The sequence below is a fragment of the Acinetobacter terrae genome (assembly GCF_013004375.1).
In the GTDB taxonomy this organism is placed as follows: domain Bacteria; phylum Pseudomonadota; class Gammaproteobacteria; order Pseudomonadales; family Moraxellaceae; genus Acinetobacter; species Acinetobacter terrae.
On the sequence record NZ_JABERI010000040.1, the window covers coordinates 28,928 to 45,639 of the forward strand.

The window sequence follows — 16,712 nt, forward strand, 5'->3', positions numbered from 1 at the left end:
CTGTATAGTTAATATTTAGTTTTCATTCTAATAACGTTAATTTAACGTAAATATTAATGTATTGAATAATATTTATATAAACGTTAATATTATAAATAATAAATTTACAGAAAAATGAAATGATATAACATTTCATAAAGTGATGGTTTTTATGGCTAGACCAATGCAAAATTTTGAAGATTGGTGCAAAACTGACACCGAACTAAAATTGATTTTTTTTAGAGACTTGGTTCAATCAAGAGTACTTATCTATCATGTAAGTAATGGTAACGAGTATTTTCTAGATGCAAGTTGCCCAAACTATGTTCCTAATTTTGTTATTAAACAAAATCAATTCACTTCTCAATCACCCTCCCCTATAAGCAATTACCCGAATCCTGCATTCGATCAAGGTTCATACTCAAATCAAGCTTCTGTTCAATGTAATCCTCCCACAACACCATCCTTCACAGAAAACAATCCATACCCTGGAGCACAATCTCTTTTGGAATATAAATCCGAAAAGTTTTCAATAGCCATTACCCCAATTCTTTTCAAAAAACTAAAAGAAAATTTCAGGTTATTTAAATATAAACAAAATAATAAAATAAAAAATCGGAAAGTTTACAACTTCAACCTGGAAGATAAAACAATTGAAAGACTTGATAAATATATACAAAAATATGAATTAATTAATCGAAATCAGGCTTTAAATTTTTTAATGGATAATGTAAAAAAAGCAAATATTCTAAATTTTGATTCATTAATTAAGCGACTTAATATAAAAATTGAAGAATTAACTGAAGATTTAACAAATACCTATAAGGAAATAGATAATTTATCAATTGAAAATGCAAAATTCAAAGACTTTAATTTCATAAAAGAAGCTTTTATAGAAAGTTTATTAGACCAGAATACCAAAGCCTCAAATGAAACCAATATAGTTTCTCGTAAAGAAATTGAACTCAAACTGAATGAGATAATAAAAGATATCCAGCTTAAACAAATAAATAAAAATCCTATATCAAACTCAACTAAGCCTATGCAACAAAGAACTAGTGATGTAAAAATTGCTATAAATTACGAAAAACCTGTTATTGTTAAGAAGATAAGGTAACACTCTAATAAAGACTAGTTTTTTATTAGCGTGTTAGAATGACCTAATACTACTTAAAACCATCTAATTCAAATAAATGGTTAGACCATATACTTAATGGACTTATCGGTTTTACTGGGGCCAATAGAAACTCCTCCCTGATAGCTCTAGAAAGTATATTTAGAGAAACCCATCACTATCACTCTACATACTCTAGACTAGAGAAATTTCGAAATTCTGCGGCTAAATTGAGTAAGCTCGCTCTATATTTGAGGATTTGATAGTTAGTATCAAATATAAGAAAGTTACCTTTGTTTGATTAAGATTCGATATTTTCTTAAAAACGGATAACTTTCTATTTTTAGTAAGAATTTTAGATAAATTCGGAACTAATAAATTTTAGCATTCTACCAACCAGCCCGTCACCTGCTCCCCGTACCACTCTATTAACCTTACCCTTTCATCCCAATATTGCGCTCGGTTATATGCCGAGCGAATTCTATTTTGAGGCACATGAGCAAGCTGGCGTTCAATGGCATCTGGATTAAACAGATTCGATTCGTTTACGACTGTACTGAATAGCGATCTAAAACCATGTGTGGTCATCCGACCTGCATAGCCCGAACGTTTGATCACGGCCAAAATAGACTCGCTACGCATAGGTTCTTTGTTATTTAAACGATGTGGAAATAGCAGTTCCTGATTATGGGTAAGTCTCAAAGCCTGAAGCTCGGCAATCATCATGTCCGTCAACGGTACACGATGTGGAAGACGGTTCTTCATCCGCTCTTCAGGGATATCCCACTTACGTCCTTCTAGATCAAATTCTTCCCAGCGTGCTTGCAGCAACTCACTAACCCGAACGCCTGTCAGCATGATCAGAATAATGGCATGATGTGTTTGAGCATCACTTGGGTATGCTCTAACCTTCCTTAAAAACTCCGGCATCTCAGTAGCAGTAAGCGAAGCTAAGTTTTTGACTCTTTTGTTCTTGAGAGCATAGACCAGATCACCTGCCGGATTATCATAACGATAGCCATGCGCAATTGCGTACTTCATGACCATGCCACAACGAGACAAGGTACGTTTTGCAATTTCAAACGCCCCTCTAGCTTCAATCTTCTTAATGATCTGCAGAATCTCCGGTGCCTGAATTTGATTAATACGCTTATTAGCAAGAGCAATATAAAGCTCATCCAAGGAAGCTCGAACATTACTAATATGTTTGGATGACCAAGTTTCTTTTTGATTATTGAACCAATCCTCTGCGACCTCCTTAAAGTAAGGCTGCTCCTCTTCGACCTCAACTGTATTCTTGAGTTTATATCTCAGATCAAGCGCTATCTCTCTTGCACGCTTTAAACTCAGTTCAGGATATACACCTAATGCTTTGGACTTCCTTTGTCCATTTTCCGTATACCGGATAGACCAATATTTTTTCCCATTTGGATCGATTCGTAAAGACAGACCATTAATATCAGAAAGGCGGTACTGTTTTTCCTGCGGTAGTGCTTTTTTACATTGCACATCAGTAAGTGACATATCTTTGTCCCACATAATTAAACTTATTTAGTGGGTCAAATTGTCCCAATTTTGACCCCCAGAAAGCAAAAATAGGGTCAAACAGCTTAGGATAGGGTCGGACAATACAGCCAATAAAAAAGCCTTTAAACATTGAGTTTAAAGGCTTTTTTAGATTCCGATGGATTACTTCGGAAAGAATTTTGGTGGAGGTGGCGGGAGTTGAACCCGCGTCCGCCAGCATTACGCTCGAGAATACTACATGCTTAGATATCGTCTATTGTTTTAACTCTTTGTGACCCGACGAACAGGGTACAAATCGCGATCCTCTTAATTTAGTACAAAGCCCCGAGGCTTGACTTTATACGGCCTTGTGTGCGTGCGCTTCAGTCGGTCTCTCTAACCACAAGTATTCGGAGAGGCGGACAAGCTGCCCTTAGGCAGCTAGAGCGTATGATTCGTCGTTTGCGACTAAAAAATGCAAATTTGATTTACGAGAGAAAATGCGCTCTCGGCATGCATCTATGAGTTTCATCACCAGCGTCGAAGCCAGAAACACCCCCAAAGTACAAAGCGATCATAGCATAAATGTTAAAAATTACGACCTCTTTTCTAAACATTTACACAACTAGATGCGCTTAATTACATTATTGCGCTAATATTTTACTTTTCAAGTCAATTAAAAGAAAAAATTATGAGCTATTTACTTGCACTCGATCAGGGAACCACTTCTAGTCGGGCGATTATTTTTAATGAACATGGGCAAGTGCAGGCAACCGCTCAACGTGAAATCCATATCAAGACACCACATTCGGGTTGGGTTGAGCAAGATGCCCAAGAAATCTGGACAACGCAAATTGCTGTGGTGCAACAAGCACTCGCCTCTGCCCGCATTCTTGCCAAAGACATCAAAGCCATTGGGCTGACTAATCAGCGAGAAACTACGGTCATTTGGGATAAAAGAAATAGTCAGCCACTCGCCCCTGCCATTATCTGGCAAGATCGTCGTGCAACCGAATGGTGTAACCAGCTCACACAACAAAATTTGCAGGATAAAATTCAGCATAAAACAGGTTTACGTATAGACCCCTATTTCAGTGCTGGAAAATTGGTTTGGTTACTGGAAAATGTAGATGGCTTGCGTGAACTTGCCGAACAAGGACATGTGGCTTTTGGTACTGTCGATAGCTGGCTGATGTGGAACTTGACTCAAGGTGCTGAACATGTGATTGAAGCCAGTAATGCGTCACGTACCATGCTGATGAATCTGCAAACTCAAACTTGGGATGAAGAACTGCTTGAGCTGTTTAATATCCCCCATTCAATTTTACCCAAAATCATTTCCTCAGATAGCTACATTGCCGACACTGCCACCGGTCTGCTCGGTGCCAATATCCCGATTACCGGTATTTTAGGCGATCAGCAATCTGCCTTGTTTGGTCAATCTTGTTTTGATGTGGGCACTGCGAAAAATACCTACGGTACGGGTTGCTTCATGTTATTTAATACCGGTCATCAAGTTCAATTTAGTCAAAATAAATTACTCAGTACACTTGCATGGCAATGCCAAGACCAAACCACTTATGCACTGGAAGGCAGCGTGTTTATGGCAGGCGCCATTGTGCAATGGCTACGTGATGGTTTAGAGATTATTCAAAATAGTAGCGAAGTTGAAAAACTGGCTTGCCAAGTGGATGATACTGACGGCGTTGTTTTGGTACCTGCTTTTACAGGACTTGGCGCACCACATTGGGACAGTGAGGCTCGTGCTCTACTTTGCGGAATGTCTCGCGGAACCAATAAAGCCCATATCGCCCGTGCTGCCTTAGAATCGATTGCTTTTCAAGTATCCGATGTGCTCACGGCGATGCAATCCGATATTAGCCATCCCTTGAAAGAGCTACGCGTAGATGGGGGGGCAAGTAGAAATGACATGTTGATGCAATTCCAAGCGGATATTCTCAATGTTCCGGTGCTACGTCCTAAAATGCTGGAATCCACTGCATGGGGTGCTGCTGCTATGGCAGGCTTAAAAGCCGGTGTATTTTCCAATCTGTCAGAGATTTCCGAATCTTGGCAATTAGACCGTGCATTCGAACCGAATATGCAGGCTGATCAGCGTCAAAGCCGTTTAAGTCAGTGGCAAACCGCTTTAAAACGGACACGATCAGATATATAAAATTTAACTGCAATATTTCTTGCCATAAAAAACCGCTAAATTCAGCGGTTTTTTATGTCTTAAAGGATGAGCATTAATGCGCGTGACCACCGCCACCCAAACCCAATTTAGGTCTTGGCGCAAGCCAGACAATTAAAGCAGCAAAAACAAAAACCATCGCTAAAATTAAAAACACATGATTGGCAGACAAAGTTAAGGCTTCTTTATCCACCAGACTCGATATATAGCCCAGCGCACCTTCTGAACTCATGCCACTTTGCATCAAGGTATTTTGCACCTCATCCACATGCAAGTTGGAAACCATCTCACTACGTGCAACTTTGGCGTGATCATCCCACAAGGTTACGGCAATGGAAGCACCGATTGCCCCAGCCATGGTACGCAGGAAGTTCATTAAGCCAGCAGCAGATGCCATTTCATGTGGCTGCACCGAAGCCAATGCCATATTGGACAAAGGAATAAAGAAAAATGGCACAGCAAAGCCTTGCAGAATTTGTGGCCATGCCAATGCCATAAAATCAGAATCCGTGGTCCAGAACGCACGCATCAAGGTCACTGCAGCCAAAAGACTTAAACCAAAACTGGCTAAAATCCGTTGGTCATATTTGGTCGCCATCTTTGCCACAATCGGTGACATCAGCAAACTGCCAAAGCCCATGGTCGCGGTTAGATAACCTGCCCATGTAGCGGTATAGCCCAAGTTGATTTGTACCCACTGTGGAATGAGGACAATACTGGAGAAGAAGGCCCCAAAGGCAAAGGCTAAAGATAAGACCGAGAAGGTAAAGCCACGATATCTAAAAATCTGGATATTGACCACGGGATGCCGTTCGGTGAGCTCCCAGATAATAAACAGAACTAACCCGACGACAGTAATCACGGCCAAGGCACAAATAAAGCTACTATTAAACCAGTCATTTTCATGGCCGAGATCAAGCATTAACTGTAATGCGCCAATCCATAAAATCAGCAAAAACAGCCCAATGGTATCAATTTTAATTTTAGAAATTAAAGTTTCCGCAGGTTTTAATAAACGTAATGCGGCAATCGCACAGAATATTCCGACTGGAATATTGATAAAGAAAATCCAGTGCCAGGACAAGTTATCACTAATCGAACCGCCTAAAATCGGGCCAAGAATCGGTCCGACTACGGTGGTCATCGCCCACATACCCATGGCTTGAGATTGCTTTTCCGGCGGGAAAATACGCATCAACAAGGTTTGACTGAGCGGCATGATTGGCCCACCAAACAAGCCTTGTCCAATCCGGCACATCACCAACATTTCCAAACTGGTGGATAATCCACAAAGAACGGAAAAAACCGTAAAGCCAATCAGACTGATCACAAACAGCCGCACCGCACCAAAGCGCCCTGCGAGCCATCCTGTCAGCGGTACACAAATCGCTTCTGCAACCGCATACGAGGTAATGACCCAAGTCCCTTGCGAACTGGAAACTGCCAGACTGCCTGTGATATGCGGCACTGAAACATTGGCAATGGTCATATCCAAAACCACCATAAAGTTGGCCAAAGCCAACACAAGGGCAGCAAGGATCAGGCGTCCCCCTTTCAGGTCGCCAAATGGTAGGTAATTATTATTCATCAGCCACTACTTCAAAGCGATGTTGATTTTCGCTTCCATCGACAAGCCGACCCGTAAAGGATGCTCGGCCAGTTCTTTAGGATCGAGTGCAATACGTACCGGTAAACGCTGAACCACTTTAATCCAGTTGCCGGTCGCATTTTGTGCAGGAATTAAGGCAAATGCGGAGCCTGTACCGCCCGAAAAGCCAACTACTGTGCCGTGAAACTCAACATCATCGCCATATAAATCAGAAGTAAGAATCGCTTTCTGTCCGGCTTGTACCTTTGCCAGCTGGCTTTCTTTAAAGTTGGCATCGACATAGAGTTTATTAATCGGCACCAGCATCATTAACACAGTACCTGCAGCAACACGTTGTCCAACCTGAATATTTCGACGCGCAATCACCCCATCAAACGGCGCTTTAATTTCAGTGCGTTCTAAATCAAGCAACGCCTGTTTCAATTTTGCCTGAGCAATCAGTACATCAGGCGTCGAAGTTTCATTACTGCCACGAATCAGCGCTTCATTTGCCGCTAAAGTACTTTGTGCGGCTTTTTGACTCGATTGCGCCTGAGCCAAGCCGGCTTTAGCCAAATCCAAACCAGCCTGAGCTTTATTCACGGCACTTTGTGCAGTACTGAGTTCTTCTTTCGAAATCGCACCTGATGCACTGAGCTGTGTACGACGGGCCAAATCATCTTGGGCTTTATTTAGCTCGGCTTGTGCTTTAGCCACCTGAGCCTCTGCACTATGAATGCCGTCATCACTGACAAAAACCTGTGAATTTAATGCACTGCTATTGGCTTGAGTTTGTTTGTATTGACGTTTTGCTTTCATCAATTCTGCTTGCGCCTGTGCAAGCGCAATTTCTGCATCACGATTGTCCACCCGAACCAAGACATCGCCCTGTTTAACCTGCTGAGTATCGCTGACCAGTACCTGCCCGACTTGACCATTCACCATGGAGGTGATGGATGCCGTTTCTGCACCGACATAGGCATTATCGGTAGTGACTGAACGATTTAAAAATAATGCCCAGATTGCATATAAAATCACTGCAATAATAAAGATCAACGCGACCAAGCTTAAGGCTTTCTTGCGTTTTGTTTTTGCAGCAGTGTCGGAAATGTCTGCGTCTGGTTGTGTTTCTGGCAGGGTATTTTGCGCATCTGTCATCGATTATTCCTAAATCCAACAGACTTGGTCACTACACATCATATTTGTCGTTCTGATTGATCAGAAACGAACAGCTATGCAAGACAAGTGAATGTCATGAGATGGTGTCGATGAGAAAGTCATTTTTTATTTAATATTGCTGCGCATTTTAATGACAAAAAATCATGATGCGATAATAAAAATGTAACTCATCAGTCTTTAAAACGATTTCGGCACTGAATTTCCATTCAATGCCAAATATTTTTGTTACATCTACTGAGTTTAATTTGCCTACTTTAAGGCAAACTTAATAGGCATAAGATGCGATCGCCGTGGCAATCGGCTTATCTTCATCATTGACCAAGGTCATCCGCATGGTGCAGCCCTTACGCCCCAAACGTAAGGTTTCAGCGCGAGCAACAAAACATTTGCCACGACCCGGAGCCAAATAATCAACCCGCATATCGACCGTTGCCAAGCGAGTGACTTTTTTAATGGTATCCGGCAGGTCGGCAGCTTCTGTCTTTCGATATAACTCGCCCATCGCAACAATACCGCCGATACTGTCCAAAATCGTTGCTGCTACACCGCCGTGTAAAATTTGAAAGGCAACATTGCCAATCATAAAAGGCTGCATTTCAATATAGGCTTCAATTTGTCCATCAACGACACGCATGACCATCTCGTTGTGTTTGAAGTAAGGAGAACTATTGAATGCATGACACAACTGCTTGAGGACAACATCAATATCCACTTTCGAGCCCAAATGAATATTCCCTGTCCAATGTTTATCTGAATTACTCATAATCTGCTCGAATACCTTAATTTGAGAAATAGCTATTAACTTTTGCCCCAAAATTTTATTCTAGGGCTACAATAGCCATAGTTTAATACTGATCATTGAGATTGTTATGACTTATACGTTCAATCGTCCTGCATTTCCTGCTACGCGCATGCGCCGAATTCGAAAAAATGAAAAATTACGGTCTATGGTACGTGAAACCCAGTTGACGACAGATCATCTCATTTACCCAGTATTCGTACTTCCGGGGCAAAACCAAACCCAAGATATTCCAAGCATGCCGAATGTTCAGCGACTTTCTGCTGATCTGCTGTTAAAAAAATCAGAACGCTTGCTTGAATTGGGGGTTTCTAAACTCGCTTTATTCCCTGTCACACCACAAAAAGATAAAAGCTTAACGGCTGAAGCTGCTTGGGATGAAAATGGTCTGGTTCAAAATACCATTCGCCTGTTAAAAAAAGAATTACCAGAAATGGTATTGATCACTGACGGCGCACTGGATCCTTATACCACGCACGGTCAAGACGGCATTATTGATGACACGGGTTATGTGCTGAATGATGAAACGGTTGAATGTTTGATTAAACAGGCTTTAAGTCATGCTGAAGCCGGTGCAGATGTAGTCGCGCCAAGTGACATGATGGATGGCCGTATTGGCGCGATTCGTACTGCACTCGAGGCCAATGGTCATATCTATACCAACATCATGGCTTACTCGGCTAAATATGCATCGAGCTTCTACGGTCCGTTCCGTGATGCGGTCGGTTCATCAAGTAACCTGAAAGGTGGCAACAAATACAATTACCAGATGGATATCGGCAACCGTTCCGAAGCATTGCATGAAATTGCACTGGATATTCAAGAAGGTGCAGACATGGTGATCGTGAAACCGGGGATGCCTTATCTCGATATCGTGCGTGAAGTGAAAGATACTTTTGGTGTCCCAACTTTCGTTTATCAAGTTAGCGGTGAATACGCAATGCTCGCTGGTGCCATTCAAAATGGCTGGTTATCAGACGATGTGATTATTGAGTCATTGATGAGTTGCCGCCGTGCCGGTGCCGATGGCATCTGGACTTACTTCGCTGAAGAAGCTGCGCTTAAACTCAAAGACATGAAATAAGGATTAGTGGCACAAGCGATGAAAATTGCCATTATCGGAGCAGGCATTAGCGGTCTATTGTCTGCTTTAGAACTTGTGGAACAAGGATGTTCCGTCATCATTTTCGATCAGCAGCAAGCAGGCAAAGCTGCTTCGTGGGCTGGTGGAGGCATCCTTTCTCCGATGTATCCATGGCGCTATCCACGCGCGGTGAATCAATTAGCGCAATATGGCAAGTCGCTGTATTTAGAATGGAATGAAAAATTAAAACCTGTTACGGGCATTGATTTTGAAATCCATGATACTGGTATGTTGATTTTAGATGAAAGCGATTTTGACATCGGACAGCGCTACGCTCAGCAGTTTGATGAACCGATGCAGCAATGCCAACTTATCCAACAGCCCCAACTGCAGCAGATCAATCCGCATATTTCCGCGCAATTTAGTCAGGCGCTGTATTTTTCGCAGTTGTCTAATGTACGTAATCCACGCCTGCTCAAATCCATCATCAGCTATTTAAAACAGCATCCGCGCGTACAGTTCCATGAAAATACCTGGGTGGATCATTTTCATATTCAACAACAGCGTGTGACCTCTCTTCAGACCCAATCCGGTCAACAGATTCAGGCCGATCAGATCGTCATTGCAACCGGCGCATGGTCCGCGCACTGGTCACAACAATTGAATATGACCATTCCGGTCAACCCTGTTCAGGGACAAATGCTGTTGTTTAAAACGCCTGAACAGTGGTTGCCGACCATCTGCATGAATAAGGTGATGTACCTGATTCCACGTCAGGACGGGCATGTGGTCTGTGGTTCCAGTATGGATGAACTGGGTTTTGAACATCGGCCCAATATGCAAACCCAACAGAATATTTACAAAGCCTGTCTGGAGATGGTGCCGGAACTTGAACGGTTTCCGATTGTGAAGCAATGGGCAGGATTAAGACCGAGTTCGCCTACCGGTGTGCCCTATATCGGAAAAATGCCAGAGCTTGACAATCTATGGGCCAACTTCGGACATTTCCGTAATGGCCTATGTATGGGACCAACTTCTGCACGCTTATTACGACAGCTGATGCTTGAGCAACCCACATGTGTAGATCCTGCCGCTTTTAGCACTCAGAGATTAAAATCTGAAGTTTTAACCACCCGCTAAAATATCAGCCAAAGTCAGTTTTAAAGTAGGATATTTAAACTCAAATCCCAGTTCCTGCAATGCTTTTGGTTGTACATATTGACCGTTCAAAACCAGTTGTGATTGTTCACCCAGCATCCCCTTCAAAACAAAAGCCGGTAAACAGAATAAAGGTTTACGATGCAGTTGCTGCGCAGCTGTTTTAGCAAATTGCCCTTGGGTCATTTTTTCGGGACAGACCACATTAAAAATTTGCGTGCTGGTTTCATTTAGCATTAGAAATTCAATTGCCCGCAGTACATCCTGAATATGTACCCACACGACCGGTTGCCGCCCATGTCCAATTCGCCCCACCATATTCAGTTTAATCGGCAACAGCATACGTGGAAGAATGCCCCCATTCTTTGCAAAAACAATACCGAAGCGCACGATTTTAGTGTTCTGTTGGTGGAAACTTAATGCCGCCTGTTCCCATAACTGACACAGTTCCGACATAAAAATAGATTGTGGTGCAGACTGTTCGGTACAAACTTCTGACCATTGTTCGGTCGGATCAATGCCGTAATAGCCCACTGCAGAACCTGAAATAATACGTTTCGGAAAAATCTGTCGTTTTTCTAAATATCTGTACAGCTGATGGGTCATTTCAACCCGACTCTCAATGAGTTGCTGCTTTCTCTGTGCTGTCCAGCGCGCTTGGCCAATATTTTCACCAGCCAGGTTAATCACATAATCAATCCGATCTGTTTTAAGGTCCTCTAGACTCTGAACCCATGTGAGATCGGGATGATTGGATATCTTGTTTTTCTGACGGGTCAGCCCAAACACCCCATAATCACGTGCCAATAAATAAGGCAGTAGATGCGAACCAATAAAACCACTTGCACCCGTCACCAGTACGTTTTCTTTTAGCATTCGACCACCTCACTTGAGTATTCCTATCTATAAAATAGGATCATTTTTAATTCAAGCGTATAGCAATTTATCTTAGCCAAACATTTTTTTTGCCATACGTTGTGCCTGTTTACCATAAAACCAATAGGTTAAAAGGTAAAGTGGCGTAGCAATCAGTAAAAACATAATCAATACGATGCTTATAAATTGCGTATTTTTGAGATATAAAAGGAAATTCTGCCAAACTTCGGGATCGCCTTTGGAAAAAATTAAAATCCCAAGCAATAAAAATGCAAGGTTATAACCCCAAAAAATCAGACTGAACCCTAAAGTTATTTTTTTTCTTTCTTGCTCGCTTGGTGCACGTTGTTGTTGTTTTAAAAATTTATACAGTACTAAAATCATTGCAGTTAGATAAGGAACAATGGTAAGAATACCGCCCATGCCTGTAGGCAGTAAAGCTGCTAGCACACCGCAGATACAGGTGAAAATAAAACAAAAAAAGAAAAACCATAAAAAATATCGACTTAGTGACACCGCATACCTGCATAAGCAACTTTTAGACTACCAGTATAGAAAAAAATGAGTTTTTTTTCATTTTATTGTCAACCAATCTGTAATCCCCTGCGTTATATAGGGTAAGAAGTTCATAAACCCGTTAATTTGTACCGGCATCCACAATATTTTCGGTGAACTTTTCCTAAAGCAATAAACTTGGTTTCAAGTTTTAGTACGGAACAGCAGCCCAAGCTAAAACTTGCGACAGATTTTTTTTGACCGACGATTTCATCATCACTCGAATCGTCGGTCTTTTATTTTCTACAGTATATTTTTTATCTATCGATTTTTTATAAAATCATTCTTGTTAGATCATCCTATTCATATTTACTTATATTCTTTTACCTCATAAGAAAAGCTAGAGGACATGAAAAAATCATAACAGTAAAAAAGCTATTATCCCCCTACTAATTTTTAAATTAACTGTGAACTTATTTCTCCAAAAATAAATTTATTATCTTGAAATTATTGAAAAAATAATTAGAATACCGATGTTTTTATGTTTTATATTAATTATCGGGGTACTTATGAAAAAATTACTAGCAGTTGCTTTAGCAACTACAGCAGTTGCCTTCTCTGGCTGTTCAATCCGTATGGCGGATATGACTGTAGCTTCTACTAAAAACTACAATATTAATTCAAATCAATTTGTAAAAGGTGAACGTGTTCGGGCTGAAGATAAAGTACCTGTAGTGCTCTTTCCACTTGGTATTCCTAACTTTAAAACAGCAGTAGACAGAGCTATCGAGAAAAACCCTTGTTCAGTTGCGTTGTCAGATGTAGTTATTACTCAGTTAAATCAAGCATTTATTTTCGGTCAAATCGGCTATCGTGTTGAAGGCACTCAAATTCTTGATATGTCTCAACCGAACTGCAAAAAATAAAAAGTCATATTACTTTATAAAAAACCCTCGTTAATCGAGGGTTTTTTATAATTCAAATAAAGTTATTTCATTCCAAAAATGAGTTTTAACCCAAGCAAAGTCATCACCCCACCTGCAATACGATCAAATAGTGCTTTGAATTTTAAATAGACTTTTCGTGGACCTTCAGCTGACAAAGCGACTGCGACCAATGAATACCAACCTGCATCAATAAAGAAACACAGCACCGGCAAAACCACATAAAAATAAGCAGGAATATCTTTGGGTAAAAGTGCCGTAAAAACACTGGCCAAAATAATCGCAATTTTGGGATTACTCATTTGCGTAATTAAACCCAAACGGTATGCCTGTTTGTAACTCATTGGTTGAACTGAAGTATCTACCGAATCCATTGGCTCTTTAGCATGTTTAATAATTTTAAAAGCCAACCACAGCAGATATAAACCACCACAGATTTTTAAAGCCAAATACGCAGATGGCACAGCCAGTAAAACGGCTTGCAAACCCATCACGGCAAGTAAACCAAATATCGCTGCGCCTGTACCTGTACCTAAAGCAGTAAACAAGCCATGCTTACGTGAAATCGCAATTGAATTTTTAGCTACGTAAATAAACGTTGGTCCTGGGCTGATTGCACCCAACATTAAAGCCAAAGTAATTGAGCCTAATATCAATAATGATTCCAATGCTATTTACCTTAAATCATGAGGGAAAATGTGTTGGCCAATTCTACGTGTTTTATATTCTTATTGCCGTAATAATTTTATGTTTCTGCTCGATTCAAAAATCCAATTTTAGATAGATATAAAATACAACTGATGTTTTTATTTAAGCATCATCTACACCACAGTTGGTACATATTGAGCGCGTACCAGACCTTTTTATAAAGTTCATAAGGATTTAAATAGGGCAAACTGTTTGCAAAAATTAAGGCATCTATTCAAATTTCCGCAAATCTGGCGTAGATACCTTAATTTCGTTCCAGTCTCTTACTGTTGAACCACCGGCTTGGTTTCGCGGGCGTTGAGCTCTGAGAGACGATAATCACTATCATGAACTGGCATACCGCCAATAATCATGGTTCGAACTTCGGTTTTCGGCTTGTTATAGTCATCTTTTGCATCACAAGCTGTCAGCAACAACAGCAAGCAAACGGATAAACCCACGGATAGCTTTTTCATCACATATCCTCTTTTTTCATCATTGTTATATTTTCTAGCTTAGCACCAATGTGTATTTTTTGATCGTTTTTTTATTTTTTTAATTCAACTATTTAAAATATTTTACAAATAAGCATAGATCGCAAATCTACATACACAGAAATGTCTGTTCGAAATTTATTTCAATCAACTTACTTGTAAAAATTGAACGCCTTCACTTTCGCATGTCTGTAATGATCTCCATACATACACAGTCTCAAGCAAATAATATGACTGTAGATAAAAATATTTTGCGTACAATACAATTGAATATTCAAGGATAGTGATGAGATGTTTGATCAGATTGCACAGTCAGTGGCCTACCAAAAAATTAATCTTGATGCTGCTGTTTCAGTCACGGTTAAGCGGTTAGATCAGATCCATCCGCAAATTTCCGGCAATAAATTTTTTAAACTGAAATACAACTTTTTAGAAGCACAAAAACAAGGTTTAAATAAAGTCCTGACCTTTGGCGGAGCTTATTCCAATCATATTGCTGCAACAGCATATGCAGCACATTTATTTGGTTTCAAAAGCGTGAGTGTTATTCGTGGTGAAGAACTGGCAGCCAAACCATTAAACTCTACTTTAGCCACGGCGCAACAGTTTGGCATGCAACTGCATTTTGTTTCGCGTGAACAGTATCGTTTAAAAGATCAGCCCGAATATCTTGCTGAATTAACACAGCAATTTCCTGAACATTTTATTATTCCTGAAGGTGGAACCAATCCGCTTGCCATTCAAGGCTGCAAGGAAATTTTAAATGCCGAAGACCTGGAAAATTATGATGTGATCTGCTGTGCTGTGGGTACAGGTGGAACTATTTCAGGAATCATTGAAGCAAGTTCAGCGCATCAAAAGGTTCTGGGTTTTTCAGCGTTAAAAGGTGATTTTTTACAGCATGAGGTAAAACAATGGACCACGCAAAAAAACTGGCAGATGACCGATGCTTATTGCGGTGGAGGTTATGCCAAAACCACGCCGGAGCTTTTACAATTCATGCAGTCTTTTGAAGTCGAGCACAAGATTCCTTTAGAGCAGGTCTATACCGCCAAAATGATGGTCGGTTTATTTGATTTAATTGAACAAAATTATTTTACACGCGGCTTGCGTATCTTGGTGATTCATACTGGTGGCTTACAAGGTCGGTACACTGGCTAAGATCAAGCCTGAAATTAGCAGCAAAATTGTCTATAATGCCCTGCTTTTATCTCCCGTGAGTTGTCCCATGTCTACAAATCAGTACGATGTCATTGTTTTAGGTGCAGGTGCATCAGGTCTGATGTTGGCATATATGGCGGCACAACGTGGTCGTAAAGTCTTGGTGGTTGAAAAAGCCAACAAAGTCGGTAAAAAAATTCTGATGTCTGGTGGTGGTAAATGTAACTTTACCAATCTGTATGTCGAACCTGAAAATTACATTTCACACAATCCGCACTTCGTTATTTCAGCGCTGACTCGTTATACCAACTGGGACTTTATTGGCTTGGTGTGCGAACACGGCATTGAATATGAAGAGCGCAAACACGGTCAGCTCTTTACCTTAAACGGCGCTAAAGAAATTTTAGCCATGTTATTGGCTGAATGTGATAAAACCGGTTTGGTTGATATTAAAACCAGTTGTGAAGTGAAAAGTGTAACCCCTGTTGAAGGTCAAGGTTTTCAAGTGGCAACTTCTATGGGTTATTTTCAAGCTGAATCTGTGGTGGTGGCAACCGGTGGTTTATCGGTGCCGACCCTAGGGGGTTCAGGGATTGGTTATGAGATTGCCAAACAGTTTGGGCATCATGTCCATCCCACCCGTGCAGGTTTAGTGCCCTTTACCTTTTCGGATCAATTCAAAGAAGTTACTACCCGTTTAAGTGGGAATGCAGTAGATGCAACCCTATCCAATGATTTAAACAGTTTTACCGAAGCCCTGCTGTTCACCCATCGCGGTTTAAGTGGGCCAAGTTCACTACAACTCTCCAATTATTGGGATGTCGGTCAGCGCTTTAATATTAACTTCCTGCCTTATATCGACCTGGTTGATTTCTTTAAATCGAAAAAAGCCAGTCAACCGAAAGTCTTATTACGGACTTTGTTAAATGAGCATCTTCCTAAAAGTGTGGTACTGGAATTACAAAATTTAATCTGGGCTGAATCGGCAGATATGGCAATTGGTAATTTGAGTGATGAAAAACTTGAACAGATTGCTCAGCGCTTGCATGCTTTTGAAGTTAAACCCTCAGGAACTGAAGGCTATCGTACTGCAGAAGTAACTTTGGGCGGTGTGGATACTACAGAAGTTTCATCCAAGACTATGGAAAGTAAAAAGCAAAAAGGTATTTACTTTGTCGGTGAAGTTCTTGATGTATCCGGTCATTTAGGTGGTTTTAATTTTCAATGGGCATGGGCGTCTGCACATGCCGCATCGCAATATGTTTAAAAAATACAGATTATTCTAAATAATCTGTATGTAATAAACGAACAGGTTTAGCCTGCTGTAAACGAGTAATTGTGATCTCCATTTTCGCAATTGCTTGTGCTTCAGATGAAGCTTCAGCAACGTTCAACATAGTCGCAAGTGACTTAAAAAATTTATTTAATAACATTATGATCTCCTTTTATTATTA

At 40.7% G+C, this 16,712-nt stretch carries 16 protein-coding genes and 1 other RNA gene; 7 read left to right on the plus strand and 10 right to left on the minus strand.

Annotation, left to right across the window (positions count from 1 at the left end):
• Nucleotides 1–151: 151 nt before the first annotated feature.
• Nucleotides 152–1,096, plus strand: coding sequence for a hypothetical protein (locus HLH14_RS14190; RefSeq protein WP_171533326.1), 945 nt, complete (start codon nucleotides 152–154; stop codon nucleotides 1,094–1,096).
• Nucleotides 1,097–1,474: 378 nt separating this feature from the next.
• On the opposite strand, the gene HLH14_RS14195 is transcribed toward HLH14_RS14190, so the two are convergent.
• Complete coding sequence (locus HLH14_RS14195) at nucleotides 1,475–2,617, minus strand: tyrosine-type recombinase/integrase (RefSeq protein ID WP_171533327.1); 1,143 nt, start codon at nucleotides 2,615–2,617, stop codon at nucleotides 1,475–1,477.
• A 183-nt stretch (nucleotides 2,618–2,800) separates the two neighbouring features.
• Nucleotides 2,801–3,159, minus strand: a transfer-messenger RNA (tmRNA) gene (gene ssrA / locus HLH14_RS14200).
• A 131-nt stretch (nucleotides 3,160–3,290) separates the two neighbouring features.
• Here ssrA and glpK point away from each other — a divergent pair.
• A complete protein-coding gene (glpK, locus tag HLH14_RS14205; RefSeq protein ID WP_131270963.1) occupies nucleotides 3,291–4,775 on the plus strand; it encodes a glycerol kinase GlpK in 1,485 nt (494 codons plus the stop codon).
• A gap of 73 nt (nucleotides 4,776–4,848) precedes the next feature.
• Here glpK and HLH14_RS14210 read toward each other — a convergent pair whose 3' ends face one another.
• The 3 genes from HLH14_RS14210 to HLH14_RS14220 all read right to left on the minus strand — a co-directional run bounded on the left by HLH14_RS14210 (nucleotide 4,849) and on the right by HLH14_RS14220 (nucleotide 8,323).
• Nucleotides 4,849–6,381, minus strand: a complete 1,533-nt coding sequence (locus HLH14_RS14210; protein ID WP_131270964.1) for a DHA2 family efflux MFS transporter permease subunit — start codon at nucleotides 6,379–6,381, stop codon at nucleotides 4,849–4,851.
• A 6-nt stretch (nucleotides 6,382–6,387) separates the two neighbouring features.
• Complete coding sequence (locus HLH14_RS14215) at nucleotides 6,388–7,539, minus strand: HlyD family secretion protein (RefSeq protein WP_067726383.1); 1,152 nt, start codon at nucleotides 7,537–7,539, stop codon at nucleotides 6,388–6,390.
• A 286-nt stretch (nucleotides 7,540–7,825) separates the two neighbouring features.
• Complete coding sequence (locus HLH14_RS14220) at nucleotides 7,826–8,323, minus strand: thioesterase family protein (protein WP_067726385.1); 498 nt, start codon at nucleotides 8,321–8,323, stop codon at nucleotides 7,826–7,828.
• Between the two features lie 106 nt (nucleotides 8,324–8,429).
• On the opposite strand from HLH14_RS14220, the gene hemB reads away from it, so the two are divergent.
• On the plus strand, nucleotides 8,430–9,443 hold the full coding sequence (gene hemB, locus HLH14_RS14225; protein WP_067726387.1) for a porphobilinogen synthase: 1,014 nt from the start codon (nucleotides 8,430–8,432) through the stop codon (nucleotides 9,441–9,443).
• An 18-nt stretch (nucleotides 9,444–9,461) separates the two neighbouring features.
• Nucleotides 9,462–10,583: a glycine oxidase ThiO gene (gene thiO, locus HLH14_RS14230; protein WP_067726604.1), complete on the plus strand. Its 1,122-nt coding sequence runs from the start codon at nucleotides 9,462–9,464 to the stop codon at nucleotides 10,581–10,583.
• Here thiO and HLH14_RS14235 read toward each other — a convergent pair.
• Complete coding sequence (locus HLH14_RS14235; RefSeq protein WP_067726389.1) at nucleotides 10,569–11,477, minus strand: TIGR01777 family oxidoreductase; 909 nt, start codon at nucleotides 11,475–11,477, stop codon at nucleotides 10,569–10,571. The two genes, thiO and HLH14_RS14235, sit on opposite strands and share 15 nt — an antisense overlap.
• A gap of 72 nt (nucleotides 11,478–11,549) precedes the next feature.
• Nucleotides 11,550–11,993, minus strand: coding sequence for an ABZJ_00895 family protein (locus HLH14_RS14240; RefSeq protein ID WP_171533328.1), 444 nt, complete (start codon nucleotides 11,991–11,993; stop codon nucleotides 11,550–11,552).
• 548 nt (nucleotides 11,994–12,541) lie between these two features.
• On the opposite strand from HLH14_RS14240, the gene HLH14_RS14245 reads away from it, so the two are divergent.
• Complete coding sequence (locus HLH14_RS14245) at nucleotides 12,542–12,898, plus strand: hypothetical protein (protein WP_067726393.1); 357 nt, start codon at nucleotides 12,542–12,544, stop codon at nucleotides 12,896–12,898.
• Nucleotides 12,899–12,960: 62 nt separating this feature from the next.
• Here the strand turns inward: HLH14_RS14245 and HLH14_RS14250 are convergent, their stop codons facing one another.
• Together HLH14_RS14250 and HLH14_RS14255 are read right to left on the minus strand one after the other, a co-directional pair.
• The gene (locus HLH14_RS14250) at nucleotides 12,961–13,542 is read right to left on the minus strand and encodes a LysE family translocator (protein ID WP_171255229.1); all 582 of its coding nucleotides are present in this window, start codon (nucleotides 13,540–13,542) and stop codon (nucleotides 12,961–12,963) included.
• 345 nt (nucleotides 13,543–13,887) lie between these two features.
• Nucleotides 13,888–14,079 (minus strand): NF038215 family lipoprotein, encoded by a 192-nt coding sequence (locus tag HLH14_RS14255; RefSeq protein WP_171533329.1) that lies wholly within the window; start codon nucleotides 14,077–14,079, stop codon nucleotides 13,888–13,890.
• Between the two features lie 309 nt (nucleotides 14,080–14,388).
• Here HLH14_RS14255 and HLH14_RS14260 point away from each other — a divergent pair, with 309 nt between their 5' ends.
• On the plus strand, nucleotides 14,389–15,258 hold the full coding sequence (locus HLH14_RS14260; protein WP_067726399.1) for a 1-aminocyclopropane-1-carboxylate deaminase/D-cysteine desulfhydrase: 870 nt from the start codon (nucleotides 14,389–14,391) through the stop codon (nucleotides 15,256–15,258).
• 67 nt (nucleotides 15,259–15,325) lie between these two features.
• Complete coding sequence (locus tag HLH14_RS14265; protein WP_067726606.1) at nucleotides 15,326–16,525, plus strand: BaiN/RdsA family NAD(P)/FAD-dependent oxidoreductase; 1,200 nt, start codon at nucleotides 15,326–15,328, stop codon at nucleotides 16,523–16,525.
• A gap of 10 nt (nucleotides 16,526–16,535) precedes the next feature.
• Here HLH14_RS14265 and HLH14_RS14270 read toward each other — a convergent pair whose 3' ends face one another.
• Nucleotides 16,536–16,691, minus strand: a complete 156-nt coding sequence (locus HLH14_RS14270; protein WP_171255226.1) for a hypothetical protein — start codon at nucleotides 16,689–16,691, stop codon at nucleotides 16,536–16,538.
• Nucleotides 16,692–16,712 lie beyond the last annotated feature (21 nt).

Excerpts from the sequence above, each read along its gene's own strand:
- HLH14_RS14190 (WP_171533326.1), top strand. The coding sequence starts at position 152 with ATGGCTAGACCAATGCAAAATTTTGAAGATTGGTGCAAAACTGACACC.
- HLH14_RS14195 (WP_171533327.1), bottom strand. The coding sequence starts at position 2,617 with ATGTCACTTACTGATGTGCAATGTAAAAAAGCACTACCGCAGGAAAAA.
- glpK (WP_131270963.1), top strand. The coding sequence starts at position 3,291 with ATGAGCTATTTACTTGCACTCGATCAGGGAACCACTTCTAGTCGGGCG.
- HLH14_RS14210 (WP_131270964.1), bottom strand. The coding sequence starts at position 6,381 with ATGAATAATAATTACCTACCATTTGGCGACCTGAAAGGGGGACGCCTG.
- HLH14_RS14215 (WP_067726383.1), bottom strand. The coding sequence starts at position 7,539 with ATGACAGATGCGCAAAATACCCTGCCAGAAACACAACCAGACGCAGAC.
- HLH14_RS14220 (WP_067726385.1), bottom strand. The coding sequence starts at position 8,323 with ATGAGTAATTCAGATAAACATTGGACAGGGAATATTCATTTGGGCTCG.
- hemB (WP_067726387.1), top strand. The coding sequence starts at position 8,430 with ATGACTTATACGTTCAATCGTCCTGCATTTCCTGCTACGCGCATGCGC.
- thiO (WP_067726604.1), top strand. The coding sequence starts at position 9,462 with ATGAAAATTGCCATTATCGGAGCAGGCATTAGCGGTCTATTGTCTGCT.
- HLH14_RS14235 (WP_067726389.1), bottom strand. The coding sequence starts at position 11,477 with ATGCTAAAAGAAAACGTACTGGTGACGGGTGCAAGTGGTTTTATTGGT.
- HLH14_RS14245 (WP_067726393.1), top strand. The coding sequence starts at position 12,542 with ATGAAAAAATTACTAGCAGTTGCTTTAGCAACTACAGCAGTTGCCTTC.
- HLH14_RS14250 (WP_171255229.1), bottom strand. The coding sequence starts at position 13,542 with ATGTTGGGTGCAATCAGCCCAGGACCAACGTTTATTTACGTAGCTAAA.
- HLH14_RS14255 (WP_171533329.1), bottom strand. The coding sequence starts at position 14,079 with ATGAAAAAGCTATCCGTGGGTTTATCCGTTTGCTTGCTGTTGTTGCTG.
- HLH14_RS14260 (WP_067726399.1), top strand. The coding sequence starts at position 14,389 with ATGTTTGATCAGATTGCACAGTCAGTGGCCTACCAAAAAATTAATCTT.
- HLH14_RS14265 (WP_067726606.1), top strand. The coding sequence starts at position 15,326 with ATGTCTACAAATCAGTACGATGTCATTGTTTTAGGTGCAGGTGCATCA.
- HLH14_RS14270 (WP_171255226.1), bottom strand. The coding sequence starts at position 16,691 with ATGTTATTAAATAAATTTTTTAAGTCACTTGCGACTATGTTGAACGTT.